Annotated in this window: 24 protein-coding genes; 7 read left to right on the top strand and 17 right to left on the bottom strand. The window is 66.2% G+C overall.

What is annotated here, in order from left to right:
• Nucleotides 1-9 precede the first annotated feature (9 nt).
• The 4 genes from EV663_RS00400 to EV663_RS00385 are packed head-to-tail and all read right to left on the bottom strand — an operon-like array spanning nucleotide 10 to nucleotide 6,699.
• Complete coding sequence (locus tag EV663_RS00400; protein ID WP_132949794.1) at nucleotides 10-2,064, bottom strand: hypothetical protein; 2,055 nt, start codon at nucleotides 2,062-2,064, stop codon at nucleotides 10-12.
• Entirely contained in the window at nucleotides 2,061-4,823 is a 2,763-nt protein-coding gene (locus EV663_RS00395; protein ID WP_132949793.1) for a DUF4159 domain-containing protein, read from the bottom strand. The genes EV663_RS00400 and EV663_RS00395 overlap by 4 nt, the downstream gene beginning before the upstream one ends.
• Nucleotides 4,823-5,695, bottom strand: a complete 873-nt coding sequence (locus EV663_RS00390) for a DUF58 domain-containing protein (protein WP_132949792.1) — start codon at nucleotides 5,693-5,695, stop codon at nucleotides 4,823-4,825. The genes EV663_RS00395 and EV663_RS00390 overlap by 1 nt, the downstream gene beginning before the upstream one ends.
• Nucleotides 5,692-6,699, bottom strand: coding sequence for an AAA family ATPase (locus tag EV663_RS00385; RefSeq protein ID WP_132949791.1), 1,008 nt, complete (start codon nucleotides 6,697-6,699; stop codon nucleotides 5,692-5,694). The genes EV663_RS00390 and EV663_RS00385 overlap by 4 nt, the downstream gene beginning before the upstream one ends.
• An 83-nt stretch (nucleotides 6,700-6,782) precedes the next feature.
• On the opposite strand from EV663_RS00385, the gene EV663_RS00380 reads away from it, so the two are divergent.
• A complete protein-coding gene (locus tag EV663_RS00380; protein WP_132949790.1) occupies nucleotides 6,783-7,349 on the top strand; it encodes a DUF1285 domain-containing protein in 567 nt (188 codons plus the stop codon).
• A gap of 313 nt (nucleotides 7,350-7,662) precedes the next feature.
• Here EV663_RS00380 and EV663_RS00375 read toward each other — a convergent pair whose 3' ends face one another.
• The 3 genes from EV663_RS00375 to EV663_RS00365 form a co-directional block, all read right to left on the bottom strand.
• Nucleotides 7,663-8,565, bottom strand: coding sequence for a cation diffusion facilitator family transporter (locus tag EV663_RS00375; protein WP_132949789.1), 903 nt, complete (start codon nucleotides 8,563-8,565; stop codon nucleotides 7,663-7,665).
• Nucleotides 8,566-8,608: 43 nt separating this feature from the next.
• Nucleotides 8,609-11,422: a DNA polymerase I gene (gene polA / locus EV663_RS00370; protein ID WP_132949788.1), complete on the bottom strand. Its 2,814-nt coding sequence runs from the start codon at nucleotides 11,420-11,422 to the stop codon at nucleotides 8,609-8,611.
• An 83-nt stretch (nucleotides 11,423-11,505) separates the two neighbouring features.
• The gene (locus EV663_RS00365) at nucleotides 11,506-11,715 is read right to left on the bottom strand and encodes a zinc-finger domain-containing protein (RefSeq protein ID WP_132949787.1); all 210 of its coding nucleotides are present in this window, start codon (nucleotides 11,713-11,715) and stop codon (nucleotides 11,506-11,508) included.
• 97 nt (nucleotides 11,716-11,812) lie between these two features.
• On the opposite strand from EV663_RS00365, the gene EV663_RS00360 reads away from it, so the two are divergent.
• Nucleotides 11,813-12,757, top strand: coding sequence for an ABC transporter ATP-binding protein (locus EV663_RS00360; RefSeq protein ID WP_132949786.1), 945 nt, complete (start codon nucleotides 11,813-11,815; stop codon nucleotides 12,755-12,757).
• Complete coding sequence (locus EV663_RS00355) at nucleotides 12,754-13,302, top strand: pseudouridine synthase (protein WP_132949785.1); 549 nt, start codon at nucleotides 12,754-12,756, stop codon at nucleotides 13,300-13,302. The genes EV663_RS00360 and EV663_RS00355 overlap by 4 nt, the downstream gene beginning before the upstream one ends.
• A gap of 278 nt (nucleotides 13,303-13,580) precedes the next feature.
• Here the strand turns inward: EV663_RS00355 and EV663_RS00350 are convergent, their stop codons facing one another.
• Together EV663_RS00350 and nth are read right to left on the bottom strand one after the other, a co-directional pair.
• Nucleotides 13,581-14,576 carry an adenosine kinase gene (locus tag EV663_RS00350; RefSeq protein WP_132949784.1) on the bottom strand — a complete coding sequence of 332 codons (996 nt, stop codon included), beginning with the start codon at nucleotides 14,574-14,576 and terminating at the stop codon, nucleotides 13,581-13,583.
• Nucleotides 14,573-15,217 carry an endonuclease III gene (nth, locus tag EV663_RS00345; RefSeq protein ID WP_132949783.1) on the bottom strand — a complete coding sequence of 215 codons (645 nt, stop codon included), beginning with the start codon at nucleotides 15,215-15,217 and terminating at the stop codon, nucleotides 14,573-14,575. The genes EV663_RS00350 and nth overlap by 4 nt, the downstream gene beginning before the upstream one ends.
• Before the next feature lie 127 nt (nucleotides 15,218-15,344).
• Between nth and EV663_RS00340 the strand changes: the two genes are divergently transcribed.
• The 3 genes from EV663_RS00340 (at nucleotide 15,345) to EV663_RS00330 (ending at nucleotide 17,816) form a co-directional block, all read left to right on the top strand.
• Complete coding sequence (locus EV663_RS00340) at nucleotides 15,345-16,253, top strand: methylated-DNA--[protein]-cysteine S-methyltransferase (protein WP_132949782.1); 909 nt, start codon at nucleotides 15,345-15,347, stop codon at nucleotides 16,251-16,253.
• A gap of 38 nt (nucleotides 16,254-16,291) precedes the next feature.
• On the top strand, nucleotides 16,292-16,957 hold the full coding sequence (locus tag EV663_RS00335) for a YiaD family glycine zipper/OmpA-like lipoprotein (RefSeq protein WP_132949781.1): 666 nt from the start codon (nucleotides 16,292-16,294) through the stop codon (nucleotides 16,955-16,957).
• An 88-nt stretch (nucleotides 16,958-17,045) separates the two neighbouring features.
• Nucleotides 17,046-17,816 carry an FCD domain-containing protein gene (locus tag EV663_RS00330; RefSeq protein WP_132949780.1) on the top strand — a complete coding sequence of 257 codons (771 nt, stop codon included), beginning with the start codon at nucleotides 17,046-17,048 and terminating at the stop codon, nucleotides 17,814-17,816.
• 193 nt (nucleotides 17,817-18,009) lie between these two features.
• On the opposite strand, the gene EV663_RS00325 is transcribed toward EV663_RS00330, so the two are convergent.
• The 5 genes from EV663_RS00325 to EV663_RS00305 all read right to left on the bottom strand — a co-directional run bounded on the left by EV663_RS00325 (nucleotide 18,010) and on the right by EV663_RS00305 (nucleotide 20,571).
• Nucleotides 18,010-18,576, bottom strand: a complete 567-nt coding sequence (locus EV663_RS00325; protein WP_132949779.1) for a F0F1 ATP synthase subunit B — start codon at nucleotides 18,574-18,576, stop codon at nucleotides 18,010-18,012.
• 4 nt (nucleotides 18,577-18,580) lie between these two features.
• A complete protein-coding gene (locus EV663_RS00320) occupies nucleotides 18,581-19,120 on the bottom strand; it encodes a F0F1 ATP synthase subunit B' (protein ID WP_132949778.1) in 540 nt (179 codons plus the stop codon).
• 80 nt (nucleotides 19,121-19,200) lie between these two features.
• The gene (locus tag EV663_RS00315; RefSeq protein WP_074220027.1) at nucleotides 19,201-19,437 is read right to left on the bottom strand and encodes a F0F1 ATP synthase subunit C; all 237 of its coding nucleotides are present in this window, start codon (nucleotides 19,435-19,437) and stop codon (nucleotides 19,201-19,203) included.
• Nucleotides 19,438-19,483: 46 nt separating this feature from the next.
• Nucleotides 19,484-20,233, bottom strand: a complete 750-nt coding sequence (locus tag EV663_RS00310; RefSeq protein ID WP_279432529.1) for a F0F1 ATP synthase subunit A — start codon at nucleotides 20,231-20,233, stop codon at nucleotides 19,484-19,486.
• Nucleotides 20,234-20,235: 2 nt separating this feature from the next.
• A complete protein-coding gene (locus EV663_RS00305; RefSeq protein WP_132949777.1) occupies nucleotides 20,236-20,571 on the bottom strand; it encodes an AtpZ/AtpI family protein in 336 nt (111 codons plus the stop codon).
• Nucleotides 20,572-20,765: 194 nt separating this feature from the next.
• Here EV663_RS00305 and EV663_RS00300 point away from each other — a divergent pair, with 194 nt between their 5' ends.
• On the top strand, nucleotides 20,766-21,095 hold the full coding sequence (locus tag EV663_RS00300; RefSeq protein WP_132949776.1) for an ArsR/SmtB family transcription factor: 330 nt from the start codon (nucleotides 20,766-20,768) through the stop codon (nucleotides 21,093-21,095).
• On the opposite strand, the gene EV663_RS00295 is transcribed toward EV663_RS00300, so the two are convergent.
• The 3 genes from EV663_RS00295 to EV663_RS00285 all read right to left on the bottom strand — a co-directional run bounded on the left by EV663_RS00295 (nucleotide 21,092) and on the right by EV663_RS00285 (nucleotide 23,886).
• Nucleotides 21,092-21,976, bottom strand: coding sequence for a LysR family transcriptional regulator (locus EV663_RS00295; RefSeq protein ID WP_132949775.1), 885 nt, complete (start codon nucleotides 21,974-21,976; stop codon nucleotides 21,092-21,094). The two genes, EV663_RS00300 and EV663_RS00295, sit on opposite strands and share 4 nt — an antisense overlap.
• A 111-nt stretch (nucleotides 21,977-22,087) precedes the next feature.
• Nucleotides 22,088-23,392, bottom strand: coding sequence for a glycerate kinase type-2 family protein (locus EV663_RS00290; RefSeq protein ID WP_425057110.1), 1,305 nt, complete (start codon nucleotides 23,390-23,392; stop codon nucleotides 22,088-22,090).
• 59 nt (nucleotides 23,393-23,451) lie between these two features.
• The gene (locus tag EV663_RS00285) at nucleotides 23,452-23,886 is read right to left on the bottom strand and encodes an RrF2 family transcriptional regulator (protein WP_132949774.1); all 435 of its coding nucleotides are present in this window, start codon (nucleotides 23,884-23,886) and stop codon (nucleotides 23,452-23,454) included.
• Between the last annotated feature and the right edge of the window lie 35 nt (nucleotides 23,887-23,921).

The raw sequence follows: 23,921 nt of genomic DNA, 5'->3' as shown, positions 1-23,921 counted from the left end.
GCGCCGCGCCTAACGCCGCCGCCCTTCGCGCAGCCAGGCGCCCAGGCTCAAGGCTGCGGCCAGAGCGAGCAACACCCAGGCCGGCGTCAGGGGCGTGATCCGCACGTCCGACGTCAGGTAGGCCCCGCGCGGCGTGATCCCGATCCAGCCGCGCCCGGCGGCGATACGTCCCGCGCGAACGCTGCGCAGGTCCACCCTTGTTGTCGACAGCGGCACGATGCCGCCGCGCGTGGCGGCAACCGGCCCGGCCAGCCGGTCGCCGCTGGCAATCGTTTCCTCGAACTCGCGCGGGGCGGCAGGACCAAGCGCAATGACCGTTTCCAGGTCGTCGTCCGAAAGACGGTACAACCCCATTTCCGGCCCATCGTAGGTTGCCTGGAATCGCCCCGGCGTAACCTCGTCAAGCGCCAGGGTTTCGGTTTCACCATCGGGCCGTGTCACGCTCACGCTGCGCGTACCCCGCCCGAGCGAGCGGCGGGTGATCGTCATGGTCTGGCCCTCGGCCTCGGCGCTGAGCGCCTCTTCCTCCAGTTCGGGTTCGCGCATCATCCAATGGGCCAGCCTGCGCAGCAATTCCAATTGCGGACCACCTCCCTCGAAGCCACGGCTCCACAACCAGGCATGGTCCGAGGCCAGAAGAGCAACGCGCCCCTCTCCCACCCGGTCCAGCACCAAAAGCGCACGCTCGCCCGGCCCACTCATCACCACCTGTCCGCCCTGCGGTTCCAGTTCAATCAGGCGGAACCAGCGGCCCCAATCGCCACCCGCCTCGGCCTTGAGGCCCTGGGTCACCGGGTGGCGCTGGCCCAGTTCGGTAATCGTGGGTGCATAACCTTCCTCGATCACGCGCGCGGTCGGCCTCGCCGGCAATATCTCGGACAGGGGCGAACGATAGATCGAATCCGCCCCCGCAAAATCGGGCCCCGCGGCAATCAGAACCGCCCCGCCCCGCCGGACATAATCGCGGACGTTTTCAAGATAGAGCATCGGCAGGATACCGCGCCGCTTGTAGCGGTCGAACACGATCAGGTCGAACTCGTCGATCTTTTCAAGAAACAGCTCTCGCGTGGGAAAGGCGATCAGGGACAATTCGCTGACCGGCACGCCATCCTGTTTTTCCGGCGGGCGCAGAATGGTGAAATGCACCAAGTCCACCGAACTGTCGGATTTCAGCAGGTTACGCCATGTCCGTTCCCCCGGATGGGGCTCGCCCGAGACCAGCAGAACGCGCAGCCGGTCTCGCACGCCGTTGATCTGCACCACGGCAGCATTGTTGCGGTCGGTCAGCTCGCCCGGCTGCGCCTCAACCGAGAACTGGATCACGTTGCGCCCGGCATGATCCAGCGTCAGCGGCAATTCCAGGTCGCGGTTCAGGGGCACGGTGTAGGTCTGCGGCTCGGCCCCGTCGATGGCGATGGCGATCTGGGTCGTGGCGGCGGTTCCGGGCGGCACGGCACCCTGATCCTCGATCCGCAGGGCCAGGGTGAATTCCTCGCCCAGGATCGCAAAGGCCGGGGCATTGCGGATCACCAGGCGGCGGTCCCAATCCTGCTCGCGGCCGGTCAGCAGAGCATGCAGGGGCGCGGACATGTCGGGGGCACGGTCAAGATCGTGCAACTGACCGTCGGTCAGCAGGATCGCACCCGCCAGCCGGGCGCGCGGGATTTCGGCCAGCGCCTCGGCCAGCGTGGTCATCAGGGCCGTCCCCTCGTCCCCCTCGCCATCGCCCAGCCTGAAGATGCGTAATTCGGTATTGTCGAGGGCCGCAACTTCGGCCCGGAGGCGTTCGATCGCCTCGGCGTTCTGATCGGGGCGGTCGGCCAGCCGCTGGCTGGCACTTTCGTCGACGACCAGAACGACAATATCCGACAAGGGGGTGCGCTCCTCGGTCAGAAGCGAGGGGTTGGCAAGCGCCGCCAGAACCACCCCCGCAGCCAGCCCGCGCAACCACCAGCCCGCCAGCCCCCGCCAAGATGCAAACCCCACCATCGCAACGACCAGCGCCAGAGCGCCCCACAAAACCGGCAAGGGCAAGAGCGGATCAAAGATCACCGCACCGCTCATTGGCCCAGCCTGTCCAGCAGCGCGGGGACATGGACCTGGTCGGATTTGTAATTTCCGGTCAGCACATGCATCAGCAGGTTGATCCCGAAACGCACCGCGATTTCCCTTTGCCGTTCGCCGGCATAGCCGCGGCCAACGGGAAACAGCGCGCCGCCGCTGTCATCCACCGCCCAGGCCGCCGCCCAGTCGTTGCCGCCGATCACAACCGGCGTCACCCCGTCATTGAGGTCGCGAAACGGCATCCCCTCGGCGCGAACCGTCTCGGGGGGCGCGGCCTCGACCCAGACATCGCGGCTGGTGTGACGGCCAGGAAAGTCCTGCAACAGGTAGAAGGTTCGGGTCAGAACGTGATCGGATGGCACCGGTTCCAGCGGCGGGATGTCCAGCGGGCGGGCGATCTGTTGCAGCCGCCGCCCCTCGGGCGAGCCGCCGCCGAAGCCCGCGACATTGGCATCGCGCGTGTCGAACAGGATCATGCCGCCGGTGCGCAGATAGCGGTTCAGCTTGGCATAGGCCGCGTCCGAGGGCAGCGGCTGGGTCGCCGTCACGGGCCAGTAGAGGAAGGGGAAGAAGGATAGCTCGTCATTTTCCAGGTCCACCGCAATGGGATCGGCCGGTTCGATCGAGGTGCGCTGGAACAGCTTCTGCGACAGCCCGCGCATCCCCGCCTGCGCGATGGCGTCCACCTGCGCATCGCCGGTGACCACATGGGCCAGAACCACCTCGGAGGTGGCGCGCAGCGCCAGATCGTCGTCGGCCTGCGCCTGCCCGTCCACCGGCAGCAGAAGCGCCAGGATCAGTGCGGCCACGACACCAGGCCGCCGCGTACCCCGCAATCGCCCCGACACCCAGAGCGAGGCCAGGATATCGCCCGCCAGCAGCACCAGCGTCCCGGCAAGCAGCCACCCTTTCAACAGCGTTTCGCGCGCCACGGACAACCCTTCGACCGGTATGCGGGCAGGCCATTCGGCCGGGGCAAGCGCAACATCCGCACCGATCACGTTCAGTGCCAGGCGCCGATCCTCGCCCGCATACAGGCCGGGCGGCAGGTCGGGGCCGGGGCGGGCCTCGGCAAGTGTCTCACCCGCCACGCCGGGCCGACTGCCCGCCTCGCCGACCGCACCAAAGCCATCCAGCACCGCCTCGGCCATCCAGGTCGTCCCGGCCAGTTCTTCCGCCTCGGGGCGTTGGGGACGGGTGGAAACGGCCAGCCGTTCCAGCATCTGCACGAACAGGCCCGACAACGGCAGGGTAGACCATTCGGCATTCGCGGTGACATGGAACAACACCACCTGTCCCTGCCCCAGCCGCACGCGGGTGACAAGCGGTGTCCCATCGCTGAGCGCGGCAATGGAACGTTCGGCAAGATCGGGATCGGGCTGAGCCAGAACCTGCGCGCTGACCTGGACATCGTCCGGCACGGCAAGGCCGAAAAACGGCGAAGTCTCGGCAAAGGGGCGCAGGCGCTTTGGTTCTCCCCAGCTCATCGCGCCGCCAACGGTGCGTCCTCCCGCGCGCAGGCGCACGGGCATCAGGGGGTCTTTCTCGGTGCGGCTGACGTCGGATGCGGCCAGCCGCGGCCCGGCAAAGCGCAGCAACAAGCCGCCCATTTCCACCCAGGCACGCAGACCTTCCGCCTCGGCCTGCGACAGCGTTGCAAGATCGGCCAGAACGATGACATCGGGATTGGCCGGGATCACGTCGGCCAACGCGCCGTCGATGATATCGGCGGTCGGCACCAACGCCTTTTGCAGGTAATGCAAGGGCGACAGAAGCTCCAGCCCCTCGCGGTTGTCGCGTCCCGCGATCAACGCGACCTCTCGCCGTTTCAGGCTATCGTCGGTCAAGGCCACCGCACCGGCCGAGCGCACGCCCTCGAGCGAGAAACTGCTGATCCGGTTGCGCAACTCGGGGGGCAGCACCAGCGCGGCCTCGGCCTGGGTCGCGCCCGCCTCGAAAGTGGCGGGCACCCGGGCCAGCACCCGTTCGACCCCCGCCGGGTCGCGCCCGGTGGCAGCCAGCGTGACCTCGGACGCCTCGCCCGCGCGGGCGCGCAGGGCGGTCAGCGTGATGGCCCCGTCCTCGAAAATGGCGGGGCGCAGCGCCAGAAGCGGTCGCGGGCTTTCGAACACCCGCACGTCGCCCGACGCCTCGAAGGTCGACAACACGTCGCGCCGGCCCGGATAGTCCATGCCCCCCGACACCCAGAACGTGTCGAACCCGCCTTCCAGCCCCTCGGCCCAGTCGTTCAAAGCCTGCGGATCGGGCGACCAGGGCGCCGGGGTCAGCCCGGCCAGCCGCGCCGCCCAGACCTCTGCCGCCTGGAAGGGCAGGCCCATTTCGGGCAGGTCCGTCGCCTGCACCACCGCCACGGGCCGGCCATCGCGCGCAGCCTCGTCCAGCGCAGCCCCGACCCGGTCCATGCGGCGCGCCCAGTCGCGCGCATCCGCCCACGTCCCGTCGATGAAGACCAGCAGCGGCCCGCGCCCCGGCTCGCGATCCTGCGGGTTCAGCACAGGCCCCGCAAAACCCAAGATCAGCGCGCCCACCGCCAGCATCCGCAGCAACAACAGCCACCAGGGCGTCTTGTCGGTCTGCGTCTCGTCATCGGTCAGCCCCAGCAGCAGCGCCACGCCGGGAAACCGCCGCCGGATCGGCGCGGGCGGCACCGCGCGCAGGATCAGCCACAGCGCGGGCAGCGCCACCAGCGCCCAGAGCAGGAGCGGCGCAGAAAATCCTATGGGGCCCAGGGTCCACATCAGCGGTTCCGCTCCAGCGCGCGATAGAGCCACAAGAGCGCCCCTTGCGCGCCCTCGCCGGTGTGATGGGTGGAATAATGCCAGCCGGTCAGGCGGGCCAGGTCGGCCAGCCGCGCCTTGCGCTCGGCCAGGCGGGCCAGATAGCGGTCGCGCAGATCGCCGGCTTTCAACGTCTCATGGGTCAGCGTTCCGCCCATGCTTTCGAAAATCGTGCGCCCGTCGAAGGGAAACGCCTCTTCCGCCGGGTCCAGGATCTGCAGCAACGCGCCCTTGACGCCGCGGTCGGCGGCCTCGGTCAAGGCCGCCTCGACCGGGGCGAGATCGCCCAGGAAATCCGACAGGAAAACGGCGCGGGCATGGGGCGGCATTCCCTTTGCGTCGGGCGCACCGTAATCGGCGCTGCCGCCCGCGCCCAGGGCCTCGGCCAGGCGCAGCAGTTGCAGCGGCCCGCGGCGCGGCGGCAACCCGGTGCCCGTCAGCCCCACGCGTTCGCCCCCGCGCATCAGCAACACGCCAACGGCCAGCGCCAGCACGCGGGTGCGTTCGGCCTTGGTGGGATGGTTCCTTTCCCCGGAAAACCCCATGGAGGCCGCGTCATCGACCCACAGAAGCACGCTTTGCGCCGCCTGCCATTCCTTTTCCCGCACGAAATGCGAATCCGACCGGGCCGAGCGGCGCCAGTCGATCATCCGTGCCTCGTCTCCCGCATGGACAGGCCGGTATTGCCAGAACTCGTCGCCCATGCCCGCACGCCGTCGCCCATGCCCGCCCAGCAGGACGGCCTGCGCCAGGTGCTCGGCCTCGGCCAGCAGCGGCGGCAGGGCCTCGGCAAGGCCCTCCGCATGGGCGCGGAGCGTGGCGGGATCGTTCACGCCGCAGCCTTGACCCGCATTGTGTCGCGCGCCACCACCTCGATCAGGTCGGCCAGGGTTTCGCCGCGCGCGCGCGCGGCGAAACTCAGCGCCATGCGGTGGGTCAGTACGGGGCCGGCCATCTTGATCACGTCATCGGCCGAGGGCGCCAGCCGCCCCTCCAGCAATGCCTGCGCCCGCACCGTCATCATCAAGGCCTGCGCCGCGCGCGGCCCCGGCCCCCAGGCGACATTCTCGCGCACGATGGGGGCGGCCTCGGGTTGATCGGGACGGCAGGCACGCACCAGGTCAAGGATCAGTTCGACCACGCCCTCGCCCACCGGCATCCGGCGCACGGTCTTTTGCGCGGCGATCAATTCCGCGGCACAGAAAACCGCGTGGGCCTCACCTTCTGCAATCCCGGTTGTCGCCATGACGATGTCACGCTCGGTCTTGCGGTCGGGATAGGGTACGTCGATCTGCACGAGAAACCGGTCAAGTTGCGCCTCGGGCAACGGATAAGTGCCCTCCTGTTCGATCGGGTTCTGGGTCGCCAGCACGTGGAAAGGCGGGGGCAGCGGATGCACCTCGCCGGCAATGGTGACCGTTTTCTCCTGCATCGCCTGCAACAGCGCCGATTGCGTCCGGGGCGAGGCTCGGTTGATCTCGTCGGCCATCAGCAACTGGCAGAAAATCGGCCCCTCGATGAACTTGAAGGCGCGCGCGCCATCGGCGCCGGTTTCCAGCACCTCCGAGCCGAGGATATCGGCGGGCATCAGGTCCGGGGTGAACTGGATCCGCGCCCCGTTCAGCCCCATCACGGTGGACAGCGTGTCCACCAGCCGCGTCTTGCCCAGCCCCGGCAGGCCGATCAGCAGGCCATGCCCGCCGCAAAGCAGCGCCGACAGGGTCAGGTCGACCACCCGTTCCTGCCCGATGAAACGCCGGGTGATGCTGGCCTTGGCCTCGGCCAGACGTTCGCCCAGTGCCTCGATCTCGGCCACAAGTGCGGTGTCGTCGGACATGACAAAACTCCCTGTTCCCATATATGTGGTATTAAAGGCAGATATCGCGCGCGGCACAAATGGCAAAAACCAAAGGCAGACAAATGATCGTGAAACCCGACGCCGAGGCGCTGGCAAACGCGGCGCGCGCGGCAGCCGGGGACGGGTTGCCGCCGGTGCACAAGTGGAACCCGCCCTTCTGCGGCGATCTGGACATGCGCATCGCACGGGATGGCACCTGGTTCTACCAGGGCACGCCGATCGGGCGGCCCGGGCTGGTGCGGCTGTTCTCCACCATCCTCAAACGCGAGGGCGATCGCTATTTCCTTGTCACGCCGGTCGAAAAGGTCGGGATCACGGTCGACGACGCCCCCTTCGTCGCCGTCGATTTCGAACGCGGCGAGGACGGCGTCCTGAGCTTCACCACCAATGTGGGCGACCGGGTCGCCGCCGGCCCCGATCATCCCATCCGGGTGGAGCGTGATCCGCAGACGGGCGAACCTGCGCCCTATCTCCATGTCCGCGCCGGGCTGGAGGCGCTGATCGACCGCAAGAGCTTTTACCGGCTGGTGGACATCGGCGAAGCGGGCGAGTTCGAGGGCCGCGCCTGGTTCGGCATTCGCTCTGGTGAAGTGTTTTTCCCGCTTATACCTTCCTCAGATCTCGACTGAACAAGATCGCTTTTGCGCACCGAACGCCAATTGACATTTGCAGATCCAGCTTGCTCGATCGTCGCCCCAGGACCAGAGCGGCGGGAAAAGACCATGCGCCACACTTTCCAGGGCACCTAGACGGGCAAGACCGGATCACGGCTTTCTCCGGCGAACCTTGCGTGGTCACCTCCCCCGTCCCCCGGCGGAGGTACGGGGCAGACAAAGGCAGGATCCGGGTATTTTTACCAAGAAGAAGGGGGAGGCGCGCCCTGCTCTTCTTCTTGGTGAAAATACCCATGGCCAAACGCGACAGCGCGCGCGCCGTCATCGGTCATTGGCAGGCCTTCTGATCCGCGCAACCCGAGACCGGGGTTTCAAGTTCCAATGTGGCGTGGGTGATGCCGAATTCACGCGCCAGTAACGCCTTGGCACGGGTAATTTCGGTCGGGAAGTCGGCCCCTTGTGTCACCACGAGATGCGCCTGCAACGCGCAGCGATGCTCATCGATCTGCCACAGGTGCAGATGGTGGACGTCCTTGACCGCCTCAGCCTCCGCAAGGCGCGCGCGCAGAACCTCCAGCGGGGGCGCATCGGGGCTGCCAAGCATCAGGATGCGCATGACGGGACCGACCTCGCGTGCAGCGTGCAACAGGATGTAGGCCGCGATGCCGAAGGTCGCCAAGGGGTCGACCAGCCGCCAATCATAAAGCAGGATCAGGCTTCCCGCCGCGATCACCGCGACCGAGCCGAACGCGTCAGCGAGATTGTGCAGGAAGGCGGCGCGGATGTTTACACTGTCCTTTGCCATCCGCCATGTCAGCAAGGCCGTGATCACGTCCACGACCAGTGCGATCCCGGCCACGATCACCACGATCCACCCGCTCACGCCCGGCGGATCGGCCAGCCGCATCGCGGCCTCGGCCACGAGATACAGCGCGATCGCGATCAGCACGGTGTAGTTGACCAGCGCGGCCACCACTTCGGCGCGGCCATAGCCGAAGGTCATCGCCGCGTCCGCCGGTCTTCTCGCGATCCGGCGAGCGCACAGCGCGATCACCAGAGACACCGCGTCGGAGAGATTGTGGATCGCATCCGCAACCAGCGCGAGCGAACCCGAGAGCACGCCTCCCGCGATCTGCGCAACGGTCAGCGCCAGGTTAACCGCCACCGCCCAGGCTACACGGCGGTCTCCTGCCGCGGGGTCCAGGTGGGGATGGTGGTGAGCATGGGGCATGGTTGTCATCCGAACTATGCCACCCGGCGATTCGTGGCGCGGCTCAATGCGCCTCGGCCCAGTTCGCCCCCTGCCCCGCATCGACCTCCAGCGGCACGTCCAGCTTGACCACGGGCATCGCGGCGCCCTCCATGACCTCGCGCACGGCCTTTATGGTGGACTCTTCGGCGCCCTTGTCCACCTCGAAGATCAGTTCATCATGCACCTGCAACAGCATCTTCGCCGGCAGGTCGGCGATGGCGTCGGGCATGCGGATCATCGCGCGGCGGATGATGTCGGCCGCGGTGCCCTGGATCGGCGCGTTGATCGCGGCACGTTTCGCGAATCCCGCCTGCGGCCCCTTGGCGCCGATCTCGGGGGTGTGGATCTTGCGGCCGAACAGGGTCTGGACGAAGCCGTGCGCCTTGGCGAAGGCGACGGTGTCGTCCATGTAGGCCTTGATGCCGGGGAAACGTTCGAAATAGCGGTCGATGAAGCCCTGCGCCTCGGACCGGGGAATGCGCAGGTTGCGGGCGAGGCCGAAGCCGGAAATGCCGTAGATCACGCCGAAATTGATCGCCTTGGCTTGGCGGCGGATCTCGGGGGTCATGTCCTCCATCGGCACGTCGAACATTTCCGAGGCGGTCATGGCGTGGATGTCCTGGCCGTCGCGGAACGCCTGTTTCAGCGCGTCGATATCCGCGACATGGGCAAGGATGCGCAGCTCGATCTGGGAATAGTCGAGGGAGACCAGCACCTTGCCGTCTTCGGCGACAAAGGCCTCGCGGATGCGGCGGCCTTCCTCGGTGCGCACGGGGATGTTCTGCAGGTTCGGGTCGGTCGAGGCCAGCCGCCCGGTGACCGCGCCGGTGATGACATAGGACGTGTGCACGCGGCCTGTTTCGGGGTTGATGTGGTCCTGCAGCGCGTCGGTATAGGTCGATTTCAGCTTGCTGAGTTGGCGCCAGTCGAGCACGCGGGCGGGCAGGTCGTGGCCCTCGGCGGCCAGGTCTTCCAGCACGTCGGCACCGGTGGCATAGGCGCCGGTCTTGCCCTTCTTGCCGCCGGGCAGGCTCATCTTGTCGAACAGGATTTCGCCAAGCTGCTTGGGGCTGCCGACATTGAAGGTTTCCCCGGCAAGTTCGTGAATCTCGGCCTCCAGCCCCGCCATTTTCTGGGCGAAGGCGTTGGACATGCGGCTGAGCGTGTCGCGGTCGACCTTGATGCCGGTCATTTCCATCTGCGCCAGCACGGGGACCAGCGGGCGTTCCAGCGTTTCGTAGACGGTCGTGACCTTGCGCTGGTGCAGCTGGGGTTTGAACAGGTGCGCCAGCCGCAGGGTGATGTCGGCGTCTTCGGCGGCATATTTCACCGCCTCGTCGATCGGCACGCGGTCAAAGGTGATCTGCGCCTTGCCCGACCCCAGCAGCGACTTGATCGGGATCGGGTCGTGGGACAGGTAGCGTTCGGACAGCGCGTCCATCGAATGGCCGTGCAGCCCTGCGTTCATCGCGTAGGACATCAGCATGGTGTCGTCGATGGGGGCGATGTCGATGCCGTAGCGGGCCAGGACCTTGGCGTCGTATTTCATGTTCTGGCCGATCTTCATAACCGCGGGGTCTTGCAAGAGCGGTTTCAGCATCGCCAGCGCGTCGTCCAGCGGCATCTGCCCCTCGGCCAGCGCGTCGCTGCCGAACAGGTCGTCCCCCGCGCCGCGATGGCCCAGCGGAATGTAACAGGCCGCGCCCGGTTCCACCGCCAGCGAAATGCCGACGAGGTCACAGCGCATCTCGTCCAACCCGGTGGTTTCGGTGTCGACGGCGACCCAACCGCGGGCGTTCGCGCGGTCGACCCACGCCTGCAGGGCCCCGGCATCGCGGACGCATTCGTAATTGTCAGGCGTGAAGGGCAGGTTCGACGGCGCAGAGGGGGTATCGGCGGGGTTGGCCCCGGCCGGGTTGGTATCGGCGATGACGGGCGGTTCGACGCCCAGGCCATCCGCGATGCGCTTGGTGAGCGTGCGGAATTCCATCTGCGTCAGGAAGCCCAGCAGGGTTTCCGCGTCGGGCTCCTTCACCTCGAGGTCGTCCAGCGTGAAATCCAGCGGTGTGGCCGCGTCGAGCGTCACCAGTTTCTTCGACAGTTCGATCTGCGCGCGATTCTCGATCAGGGTCTGGCGGCGCTTGGGCTGCTTGATCTCTTCGGCCCGGTCCAGAAGGGTTTCCAGGTCGCCATAGTCCTGGATCAGCAGGGCGGCGGTCTTGATCCCGATGCCGGGCGCGCCGGGGATGTTGTCGACGGAATCGCCGGCCAGGGCCTGCACGTCCACCACGCGATCCGGGCCCACACCGAATTTCTCCTCGACCTCCTCGACGCCGATGCGCTTGTTCTTCATGGCGTCCAGCATTTCGACGCCATTGCCCACCAGCTGCATCAGGTCCTTGTCCGAGCTGATGATCGTCACGCGGCCGCCGGCCTCGACCGCCTGGCGGGTCAGGGTGGCGATGATGTCGTCGGCCTCGTAATTCTCCTTCTCGATGCAGGCGATGTTGAAGGCGCGCGTCGCCTCGCGGGTCAGGGGGATCTGCGGGCGCAGATCAGCGGGCATCTCGTCCCGGTTCGCCTTGTACTGATCGTAAAGGTCGTTGCGGAAGGTGTGGCTGCCCTTGTCGAACACCACCGCCACATGGGTCGGCGCGTCGGGGCCGGCATTATCCTCGACATATTTGTGGATCATGTTGCAGAAACCGGACACCGCGCCTACCGGCAGCCCGTCGGATTTCCGCGTCAGCGGGGGCAGCGCGTGAAAGGCGCGGAATATGAAGGCCGATCCGTCGATCAGATGCAGATGGCAGCCCTTGCCGAAATTGACGCTCATGATCGCTTCCCCCTTGGCCGTCTTACCCAGCTCTTGCCACGAAGCGGCGCGCGGTGCCAGACGGTTGCCGGGGGTTCGGGATTTCAGCCCACCTTGTCGGCGAAACTTTCATGCACGAACCGCTTGTCGCAATAGCCGCATTCGACAAAGCCGGTGTCATGCGGAATGCTCAGCCAGACGCGTGGGTGGCCGAGGCCGGGACCCGAGCCGTCGCAGCATACGCGCCATGCGCTGACGACTTCGGTTTCGGGGGGGGCGATGGTCTGGGGTTCTTTTTCGGTTTCCGCAGCCATGAACTTGCGCTCCTCGTTGCCGGGGCGACGGGGTCGCCTTAACTGAAGGGGCATGATAGCGAATGGGCAGGGTTGGGCAAGCGGCAAGGGGGCCAGGATGGGCGAGAACGCGATCGAGATCGAGGGGCTGACCAAGACCTATGCCGCCAGCGGCAGCCAGCCGCCCAAGCATGCCCTGAAGGGCGTTGACCTGGAGATTCCGGCAGGGTCCATCTTTGGCCTGCTGGGACCGAACGGGGCGGGTAAATCCACCCTGATCAACATCCTGGCCGGGCTGGTGGTCAAGACATCGGGCAAGGTGCGCATCTGGGGATTCGATCAGGACGTGAACCCGCGCCAGAGCCGGGCCTCGATCGGCGTCATGCCGCAAGAGCTGAACATCGACCCGTTCTTCACGCCGCGTGCGGCGCTGGAGGTGCAGGCGGGTCTGTATGGTGTGCCCAAGTCCAGGCGCGTGACCGACCGCATCCTCAAGGCCATCGGGCTGGAGGACAAGGCCGAGGCCTATGCCCGCAACCTGTCGGGCGGCATGCGGCGGCGCCTGCTCTTGGGCAAGGCGCTGGTCCATCGCCCCCATGTGCTGGTGCTGGACGAACCCACGGCCGGCGTGGATATCGAGCTGCGCCAGATGCTGTGGGCCAATATCCGGCGTCTGAACCAGGAACAGGGCACCACGATCATCCTGACCACCCATTACCTGGAAGAGGCCGAGGAGATGTGCGACGAGATCGCGATCATCAACCACGGCGAGGTGATCGCGCGCGACAGCACGTCGGCGCTGATCGGGCGGATGGATGCCAAGACGCTGGTCATCCACCCCGAGGAAGAGGTCGCGCTGCCGCAGATGCCGGCGGGCGTGGAAAGCTGCCAGCGCGCCGACGGGGCGTTCTGTTTCACCTACCGCCGGTCCGAGATCGCCACCGGCGCCGTGGTCGAGGCGGTGCGCAAGGCGGGCATCGTGATCCGCGACATCCGCACCGAGGAACCGGATCTGCAGGACGTCTTCGTGGAACTGACCTCGGAGAAGAAAGGCGCGGCGTGAGCCGGGTGATCCTGTTCAACAAGCCCTGGGGGGTGTTGTCGCAATTCACCGATGACGGCCCGCCCCGGCCCGACCGGCGCGTGCTGGCCGAGTTCATAGATGTGCCCGGCGTCTATCCGGCGGGACGGCTGGACCGCGATAGCGAAGGGTTGCTGATCCTGACCGATGACGGGCGGTTGCAGGCGAAGATCGCGAACCCCAGGCACAAGAGCCCCAAGACCTACTGGGCGCAGGTCGAGGGGGTGCCGGACGCGGCCGCGCTGGACGCGCTGCGCCGGGGCGTGCGCCTGAAGGACGGCCCGACACGGCCCGCCAGGGTGCGCCGTATCGACGAACCACCGGGCCTGTGGCCCCGTGACCCGCCGGTGCGCTATCGCAAATCCGTGCCCGACACCTGGATCGAACTGACGATCACCGAGGGCCGCAACCGGCAGGTACGGCGGATGACGGCGGCCGTGGGCCACCCCACCTTGCGGCTGATCCGGGCGCGGATCGGACAATGGGAGTTGGGGGATCTGCCGCCGGGGGAATGGCGGGACGGGTGATCGGCCTGCACACGGCCCACACGACGGGGAACAGCCACCCGGCGGCTTGAGACAGGACCGTTGCGCCAGCAGGTCGGCGCAGCCTGCCGAACCGGCCAACGCCGACCGGACGCACACGCCCCGGATCGTGCTGCACGGAACAGATCCCTTCCGCCGGCAACGCGAAAAGCGCCAGCGGCCGCCCATGATGGGCACCGCAGAACGTCTGCCCCATGGCGGTGGGTCGGGCGCTGCCCGGGCCGCAAGCGGCCCGGACGTTCACCCCTGAACCAATCGCGTCAGACCAGCCCGTGGTCCTTGAACAGCGCGGTCAGATCCGCCTCGGCCCGGGCGCCGATATGGCTGATGATCTCGCTGGCCGCGACGCAGCCCATCCGGCCGGCGGTTTCCAGGTCATGCCCATGAGTGACGCCGTAAAGGAACGCCGCCGCGAACAGGTCGCCCGCCCCGGTCGCGTCCACGATCTGCGTGGGCACCGCCGGGACGTGCCAGTGGTTGCCCCCGGAAAGGATATGCGCGCCGTTCTCGGAATCGGTGCAGGCGACGATGTCGATCTCGGCCGCGGCGCGGCTCAGCGCCTCGTGGAAATCGTCGGTTTCGTACATCGACAGGATCTCGGCGCGGTTGGCGAACAGCATGTCCACATCCTCGCGGATCATCTTGCGGAACGCATCGCGGTGGCGTTCCACGCAGAACGGATCGGACAGGGTCAGCGACACGCGCCCCCCGGCAGCCTTGGCCGCCCCGATGGCCTTGGCAAAGGCCTCGTGGCTTTCCGGGCCGTCGAAACGATAGCCTTCGAGATAGATCCACTCCGCCCCGGCGACCTGGCGTTCGTCGATATCGGCGGGCGTCAGATGCTCGGTCACGCCGAGATAGGTGTTCATCGACCGCTCGCCATCGGGCGTGACCAGCACGATGCAGCGCCCGGTCTCGCCATCGGTGTCCTTCGGCGCGGGGGGCGTGTCGTAATCGGCCCCCTGCGCACGCAGGTCATGGGCAAAGATCGCGCCTAGCTGGTCGTCCTTGACCTTGCCGACATAGGCCGTCCGCCCGCCCAGATGGGCGATCCCGGCAATCGTGTTGGCCGCGGAGCCGCCCGAGATTTCCTGAGCCGGCCCGATCTGGCCGTAAAGATGCACCGCACGCTCCATGTCGATAAGCTGCATGATGCCTTTTTCGATGCTGTGCGAGTCCAGGAAGGACTCGTCGGCATGGGCCAGAACGTCGACAAGGGCGTTGCCGATGCCGACGACGTGATAGGGTTTGGTCATTCTGTCTTGTCCTCATAGGGGCAGAGATCGCGGATCAGGCAGGTGGGGCACATCGGCTTGCGCGCCTTGCAGTGATAGCGCCCGTGCAGGATCAGCCAGTGATGGGCGTGGCGCTGGAACTCGGCCGGCACGTTGTCCTCGATGGCGCGTTCCACGATATCCACCGTCTTGCCCGGCGCGATGCGGGTGCGGTTGCCGACGCGGAAGATATGGGTATCGACCGCCTGCGCGGGCAGGCCCCACCACATGTTCAGCACCACGTTCGCCGTCTTGCGCCCCACCCCCGGCAACGCCTGCAACGCCGCGCGCGAGGACGGCACCTCGCCGCCATACTCCTCCACCAGGATGCGGCTGAGCTTGATGACGTTCTTTGCCTTGTTGCGGTAGAGACCGATGGTCTTGATATGCTCGATCAGGCCTTCCTCGCCCAGGGCCAGCATCGCCTCGGGCGTGTCGACCTTGGCAAACAGGGACCGCGTGGCCTTGTTCACCCCCGCATCCGTCGCCTGCGCGGACAGCGCCACGGCGACCAGCAGGGTATAGGCGTTGACATGCTCAAGCTCGCCCTTGGGTTCGGGTTCGACCCCGTGAAACCGGGTGAAGATCGCCTTGATCGTATGATAGTCCAGCGGCTTTGCCATGCGCCGTCTATGCCCTGTCGGTGCGGCCGGGGCAAGGCCGTGGCGGATGCCGCTTCACGCAGGTTCCGGGTCGCCCGGTCGGCCCGGTCGGGTTATCTTGCGACAACAGCCCAAGGGGAGACCAGGCATGGAGCAGGACGAGCATTATCATTATGCCGTCATTCGCCGCGCGATCGAGTGCATCGACGCGGCCGGGGGACAGGCGCTGACGCTTGATCGACTTGCCGCCGAAATGAACATGAGCCCGGCGCATTTCCAGCGGCTGTTCTCGCGCTGGGTCGGCGTCTCGCCCAAGCGCTATCAGCAATACCTCACCCTCGATCACGCCCGTTCACTGATGCGCGCGCGATTCACCACGCTTGAGACCGCGGACGCGCTGGGGCTGTCGGGCACAGGCCGGTTGCACGACCTTTTCCTGCGCTGGGAGGCCATGACCCCGGGCGAGTATGCCCGCCGCGGCGCCGGCCTGACGGTTTGCTACGGTGTCCTGCCAAGCCAATTTGGCGAGGCGCTGGCCATGGTCACCGACAAGGGATTATGCGGGCTGGCCTTCACCGAAGAAACCGGGCGCGACGCGGCTTTGGCCGACATGATGGCCCGCTGGCCCGAGGCCGAGTTCCTCCACGCCCCTGACAGGGCGAGCGCGCTGGCCGCGACGGCCCTTTCGCGCCACGGCATGACGCGGCTCCACCTGATCGGCCCGCCTTTCCAGATCAAGGTCTGGGAGGCTCTGATGGCGATTCCCCAAGGTCATGTGACGACCTATTCCGAGATCGCCCGCGCCGTGGGCCATCCCCGCGCGGTGCGCGCGGTGGGTACGGCGGTTGGCCGCAACCCGATCGGCTACCTGATCCCCTGCCACCGGGCGCTGCGCAAGAGCGGTGCGCTTGGCGGATATCACTGGGGCCTTCCGGTCAAGCGCGCCATGCTGGCCTGGGAGGCGGCGCGCGCCGATGCGATCCCTTGCGAACAAACCCATCGGCAATATCGCGCCCATACCCCCTCGCAGCCAGCTCCAGCGCGGACTATATTCTAGACATGATGCCGGTAACCGGCCCTGACCAAGAGGCAGACATGACCCGAGTCCCCCGCATTCTCCTGCTGGCCAGTGCCGGCCTGCTGGCGCTCAGCGCCTGCACCGATCCCTCTGCCAATACCGGCGACCCGCGCCAGCGCACCAAGGAGGGCATGGCCATCGGGGCAGGCCTTGGCGCGCTTACCGGGCTTCTGTTGTCCAAAGAGGGGGGCGATGATGCCAAGAACGCGGTTATCGGGGCTGTCGGCGGGGCGATCGCCGGAGGGGTCATCGGCAACGCGTTGGACCAACAGGCCGCCGACCTGCGCCAGGGCTTTGACAATGACGATATCAACGTGGTCAATACCGGCTCGGAACTGGTGGTGACCATGCCCCAGGATATCCTGTTCGCCACCGACAGCGCCGCCGTGCGACCCGATCTTCGGTCCGACTTGATGGTTCTGGCGGCCAATCTGAACAAGTACCCCGCCTCGACCGTGGACGTCATCGGCCATACCGACAATACCGGCGCGGCCGGCTATAATCAGGATCTCTCAGCCCGCCGCGCGGCCGCGGTATCAGCGGTCCTGACAGGTTCGGGCGTCGCGCCCTCGCGGATACGCTCTTACGGCCGGGGTGAGGATGCGCCGATTGCCTCGAACCTCACGCCCGAGGGTCGGGCGCAGAATCGTCGGGTGGAAATCGTGATCCGGCCCACGGCCTGAGCCATGGCGCGGGCGCCTCTGCTGGGGCGCCCGCCATTGCGCGCGCACCGGGCTGGTCATATATCTTGACCAGTTCAGGAGCCAGCCCATGCCCTTCCAGAAAATCCAGCCCGAAAAGCTCTCGCATGCCGTGGTCCGCCAGATCGAGCTTCTGATCCTGCGCGGCATCCTGCGGCCGGGCGAACGCCTGCCCTCCGAACGCGACCTGTCAGAAAAACTGGGCGTCTCGCGCCCTTCGCTGCGCGAGGCCATTGCCCAGTTGCAAGATCGCGGCCTGCTGGTCAGCCGCGCAGGCGCGGGGATCTACGTCGCCGAAGTCCTGGGCAGCGCCTTTTCCGACGCGCTGCTGCGGCTGATGGGCACCCACCAGGAGGCCCTGTTCGACTATATAGCCTTTCGTCGTGACCTCGAAGGGTTGGCCGCGCAACGCGCGGCGCGCCTGGCCTCTGATACCGATCTCCAGGTGGTCGACGCAGTGTTTCGCAAGATGGAAAGCGCCCATAAAAAACGCAACCCCGCAGACGAGGCCGGGCTCGACGCCGAGTTTCACCTCGCCATCATCGAGGCCAGCCATAACGTTGTGATGCTGCACATGATGCGGGCGATGTTCGACCTGCTGCGCGAGGGGGTGTTCTACAATCGCCAGGTCATGTTCCGCCAACGCACAACCCGCGCGATGCTGCTGGACCAGCACCGCGCGATCAATGTCGCACTCCAGGCCCGTGACGCGCGCGCCGCCCGCGCCGCGGTGGAACAGCATCTGAACTATGTCGAGAACGCGCTTCACGACCACCTCCTGTCCGAACGCAACGAGGCCATCGCCCGTCAGCGGCTGGAACACGAACTCGGCAGGGGCTGAGCCTCCGCCCCCTTCAGGCACCGCGCCGAGCTTGTCTTCTTCTTGGCGAAAATACCCATGATACCGCCTTCGAGGCCGGAAACGCGGGCGGGGTTGAAAACGACAGGGGCCACACAAATGGCAAGGGCCCGACGAGAATATCGACGGGCCCTGCACGAGAACTTTTCAATGCTCTTGGTAACGACTCGACTTGTCAGTGCAACTTCAGCTTGCCCTGCACATCGGCGATCGCGCGATCGACCAGGGTATCGCTTGCCTGCGCGGTCATCTGGTGGGCGATCACCTCGCGCGCGGCGGAAACCGCCACGGTAATGGCACGGTCCCGGACCTCTTTTACAGCGCCCGCCTTTGCCTGTTCGATCTGTTCGTCAGCGCTGGCGAGGCGACGCTCGATCGTGACCTTGAGATCCTGCTTGGCCTTGGCGGCAGCCGACTCGGCCTCGGTGCGCGCGGTATCGATGATCCGCTGGGCCTGCTCCTGAACCTCTTTCTGCTTGCGCTCGTAAGACGCCAGGATCGTCTGCGCCTCTTCGCGCAGCGCGCGGGCCTCGTCCAGTTCCGACTGGATGCCCTCGGCGCGCTTGTCCAGCATCGCCATCAGCTTGCCCGGCACACGCAGGTAAACCAGAACCGCGATGAAGGCGACGAACGAGATCAGGACCACAAAATTGGTGTTGAACAAGGAAAAGAACGGCCCCGAGGCCGCCAGCGCGGGGCTGGCCGCGGCGGCGAGGGGCAGCGCGAGAGCGAGTTTCTTCATCGGTCTACCCTTTCAGCTTGGCATCGACCACCGCGTCGACCACGGTGGGGTCGGCACGAAAACCCATGGCGGCGACAACGTCGAGTGCCGTGGCCTTTGCGACCTCGGTGACGCTTTGCAAGGCGCCGGCGCGAATCTCTGCGATCTGTTTTTCAGCCTCGGCCGACCTTGCGCCGATCTCGGCATCTGCCTTGGCGGTCGCCGCGTCGAGATCGGCCTTGATCTCGGCCTTGGTGGCCGCCACGATCCGCTGCGCCTCGGCGCGGGCGTCGGCCAGCGCCTTCTGATAGGCGCGCTCTGCCTCCTGCGCCTGAAGCTTCAGCTCCTCGGCGGTGGCGATATCATTGGAAATCGTGCCCTGGCGTTCGGCCAGAACCGCGCCGATGCGCGGCAGCGCGATGCGCGACAGCACGAAATAGATCACGACCAGCGTGACGACGAGCCAGAAGATCTGGTTCGGGAAGGTCGCGAAGTCGAGCTGCGGCATACCCACCTGTTCAGCGGCATGCGCGGCGCCTTCGGCCACTTGCGTTTCTGTTGCCATGACGTCCCCCTGCAACCCGGAATTACACCGGGCGGGCGCATCTGCCCCCACCCGGCCGTAAGGATCGGATCAGGCGCGCCTTAGACGGCGAACATCAGCAGAAGCGCGACGAGGAACGAAAAGATCCCCAGGGCTTCGGCAAACGCGATACCGATGAACATCGTGGCGGTCTGCGACGCGGCCGCCGAAGGGTTGCGCAGCGCACCAGAGATGTAGTTGCCGACAACGTGGCCCACACCGACGGCGGCGCCGCCCATGCCGGTGCACGCGAGACCGGCACCGATGTAGGCACCCATTTGAACGATATCGCCTTCCATGTCGATTACTCCTTACGTTGGAATTGGCAGATTCTGTGATTGCGCCTCAGTGATGCGGATGAAGCGCATCGCGCAGGTAGACGCAGGTGAGGATCGCGAAGACATAGGCCTGGATGAAGGCCACCAAAGTCTCCAGCGCGTAGACGGCAGTGATGGCGGCCAGCGGGAACACGGCCCCCACGCCAAGGACGCCCGCAAAGCCCGCGAACACCTTGATCACGGCGTGCCCGGCCATCATGTTGCCGGCAAGTCGGATCGAGTGGCTGACCGGCCGCACGAAGTAAGAAATGATCTCGATGATCGCAAGGATCGGGCGCAGCACCAGCGGTGCTTGGTCGATCCAGAACAGGCGCAGGAAGCTGGCGCCATGCTTTACGAAACCGAGAACCGTCACGAAGAAAAACACGCCCAGTGCCATCGTCGCGGTGACCGCGATATGCGAAGTCGTGGTGAAGGCCGTCGGGATCAGGCCAAGGAAGTTGGCAAAGACGATGAAGATGAACAGCGTCATGATGTAGGGGAAATACCTCAGACCGTCCTTGCCCGCGACATCCTCGACCATCTTGTAGACGAAGCCATAGGCAAGTTCCGCAACCGACTGAATGCGCGAAGGCACGATCGCCCGACCGCGCGTGCCGATGACCAGCAGCAGCACCACACACAGCACCGAAATCGCCATCCACAGCGTCACGTTGGTGGGCGTATACCAGTGAATGGCATCACCACCGAAGAGAGGCTTCACGATGAACTGGTCCATCGGGTGGATTTGCAGGCCGCCGGTCGCTTCTTCCGCCACGTTCAATCCCTCGTCTCATCCGCGGCCTGCGCCGCCTGTTGTGCCTGGACCTCTTGTGCCGAACGCATCATCACGCGCACCCCGGCGGCAAAGCCCAGCAATATGAACAGCACCAGGAACAGCGGCATGGTTCCCAACCAGGTATCCACCGCAAACCCGATGCCGAAACCGATCCCAAGACCGGCGACAAGCTCGATCACCATCCGCCAGGCCAGTTGAGCCTGGGAATAATGTTCGTCCTGGTGGGATTTCGCGGTCTGAGCAAATTCGGCCTTTCGCTTTTGCCTGAGCCGCTCCTCCAGCCGCTCAAGCCGCTCTTTGTCGGCCGGATCTATCATCGCGATTGCCCCCTGGACAGTCGCCGCGAACCTAGAGAGCGACCCGACAGGAGTCAAGCGCGATGAATACGCCCCAAAGCATTGAAAATAAACAACTTCGATCTTTCATAACGACGGGGGATGGCAACGGTTGCCCCGCAAACATATTCAACCGATCGGTTGACGAAAACCGCACCAGCGCGCAGAATCCAGCGATGGATGAAAGGCTTGATCTCGTTTTCTCGGCGCTTGCCGACCCAACCCGGCGGGCCATCCTGGTGTTGTTGCTGGAGGATGACATGGCCGTGACCGATGTGGCCGAGCCGTTCGAGATGTCGCTTGCCGCGATCTCGAAACACCTTGCCATCCTGACCCGTGCCGGCCTGATCAGCCAGGAAAAACGCGGACGGGTAAAGTGGTGCAAGCTGGAACCCGACAGCCTGCGCGATGCGAGCATCTGGATGCAGAGTTTCGGCCAGTTCGAGGCGGTCAACCTCGACGCTTTCGAGAAATTCCTGGAAACTGAGCTGAAAAGCGCATTCTAGGGCCAGGTGCGCGCCGCCTCTTTCAGCCGCGCGGTCAGCGCCTGCACCTTGGCGGTGCGGTGCAGATCGACGTGGGTCACCAGCCAAAGCGGCACCGCCCAATCAGCCTCGGCAGGGCGCATTTCCACCAGGTCGGGATTGTTGCGGACACGCCAGAGGGGCACGAAACCGATCCCGGCACCCGCCTCTACCGCCTCTATGCAGGCGCGCGCATCGGAGGCGCGAAACCGCACCCGGCTGGCGGGCACATGGGCCGCGAGCCAGCGATAGAAAGGGGCGCGATGGCGTTCGTCGGCCGGACCTACGAAATCATGGGCGCCGAAATCGTCGCCCAGCGGCCCGTGCGCAGTGACATATCGACGATGGGCGCATAACGCGCTGCGCAGCGCCCCCAGTTCCTGCACGATATTGTCGGGTTCGTCGGGCCGTGCGCCCGCGCGCACCGCGACATGGGCCTCGCCATATTCAAGCCGGAACAGACGCTGATCGGCCAACAGGCGAACCGAGAGGTCGGGATGCTCGACCTCGAACTCGGCCAGCACCGGCACGAGCAGCGGCGTCAGGGATTCCACGGTGGTCAGCGTCAATTCGCCGGTCATCGCGCTTCCATGGCCTCTCAGCCGTCCGGCGAGCTGGCTGAACTGCTCGGCCGTGACCTGGGCGACCTGCATCAGATCCTGCCCGGCCTCGGTGGGTGTATAGCCGCGTGCGTGACGCTGGAACAGCTTGACCCCCAGCCGCGATTCCAGGGCGTCGACATGACGGATAACGGTCGCATGATGAACGCCCAGCGCCTCTGCCGCGCCACTGACCGTGCCCAACCGCGCCACCTGATAGGCGGTACGGATTTCGTCCCATGTCTCAAGTCCCACTGTGCGCATCCTCACAAAACGCGTTTCCAGAGAAAACTATTGTGCATTCACGCAAGATTCCAGAGCCGTCCTTTCTTTACGAAATGGCCTGCCCCGCGTCTTTACAGGGGATGGCCCGGATCACCGATCAGCGGGGCCCCGATACGCGGGCGGCTGGACAAGGATCGCGCGGAAATCGTTGACATTGGTCAGCGTGGGACCGGAAACGACCTGTGCGCCCAGCGCGGCAAAAAACGTGTGACTATCATTCCTGGCGAGCGCGGCGCGCGCATCTAGCCCCGCGGCACGGGCGCGCGCCAGCGTATCGGGGTCGACCTGGGCGCCCGCGACCTCGGCCGCGCCATCCACCCCGTCGGTATCGCAAGCAAGGGCATGAATACCCCGCGCGCCCGTCAGCGCGCAGGCCAGCGCCAGGGCATATTCCGCGTTCGGGCCGCCCAGGCCGTCGCCGCGCTGCCTGACGGTACATTCGCCGCCGGACAACAGGACCAAAGGCGCCGCCCCGGGCAACATGGCCGCCTGCCGCGCCAATGCCAACCGGGCGTGCCCGGCCGCCAGTTCGCGTGCCTCTCCTTCCAGCGCATCGCCCAGGATATCCACCTCGCAGCCTGCCCGTCGGGCACTATCGGCAGCGGCGTTCAGCGACCGCGCGGGCGCGGCAATCACGCGGTTGTCCACCCGACCCAGAACCTTGGCTCCGGGCGGAAGAACGCCGCTCTGCCCCCTCAGCACAGCGAGAACCGAGTCTGGCGGTGTGATCGACCACTGTTCGAGTATGGCCAACGCCTGCGCGGGCGTGCTGACATCGCCAACCGTCGGGCCAGAGGCGATGAAGGCCGGATCATCGCCCGGCACATCGGAAATCATCAGCGACAGCATCCGCGCAGGCCAGGCCGCGGCCGCCAGTTGCCCGCCCTTCACGCCGCTCAGATGCTTGCGCAGGGTGTTGACTTGGCCGATCGGCGCCCCCGAGGCCAGAAGCGCGCTATTGATCCGCCGTTTTTCATCCAGCGTGATCCCGCCCGCGGGCTGCACCAGCAGGGCCGACCCCCCGCCCGAGATCAGCGCCAGCACGAAATCGTCCTCACCCAACCCCTCAAGAAGGCGCAAAATACGGGCGGTCGCGGCCGCGCCGGCCAAATCCGGCACCGGATGGGCGGCCTCGACGATCTCTATGCCGGCCGTCGGCCGGGCATGGCCATAGCGGGTGATCACTACCCCCTCGCAGGGGCCCCATGCGGCCTCGACCGCCTCGGCCATCCGGCCCGAGGCCTTGCCCGCGCCCACCACCACCACCCGCCCCCCGGGGCGCGGCGGCAGGGCGGCGGGCACGACGCGCATAGGATCTGCCGCCGCCACGGCGGCATCGAAAAGACCCCGCAAGAAGGTGCCGGGATCGGCGGGAGAAAAAAAGCCGGGTTCGATCAAGGGCACGCTCCGGTCAGGAAACGGGCGAGTTCGGCCAGGGCCTTTGACAAGGCCGCTCAGACCATAAGAAGGGTTTCTTCCAGCCGCTGGTTGCCCACGACCAGATCGGCCAGGGTAACGGAATCCAGCGTCGCGTAGAATTCGGCCAGCGCCTTGTGCAGCGTCAGCTTGAGTCGGCAGGAACAGGCGATCGGGCAGGTATTCGTCTCGGGGTCGAAACATTCGGCAAAGGGCACCCCGGCCTCAAGATGACGAAAGACCTCGCCCACGGTGATTTCTTCGGCGGGGCGTTTCAGCGTCAGGCCGCCATGCCGACCCCGCGTCGTCTGCACGATGCCGTGATTGGCCAGCGTGTTGATGACCTGCGCCATGTGGTTTTCTGAGGTGTTGCACGCAACCGCGATATCGGCCTTGCGCACGGTACGGCCGTGGTTCACGGCACAATACATCAGGGCGCGCATGGCAATGTTGGTTCGCGTGGTCAACCGCATGGGTGGTTCTCTTTGCCGAAAGGGGTGGATATTGA

Origin of the sequence: Rhodovulum bhavnagarense (assembly GCF_004343505.1) — a bacterium.
Taxonomy (GTDB): Bacteria; Pseudomonadota; Alphaproteobacteria; order Rhodobacterales; family Rhodobacteraceae; genus Rhodovulum; species Rhodovulum bhavnagarense.
Note: the sequence above shows the minus strand (reverse complement) of the source record. Positions and strands in the feature narration are given on the sequence as shown.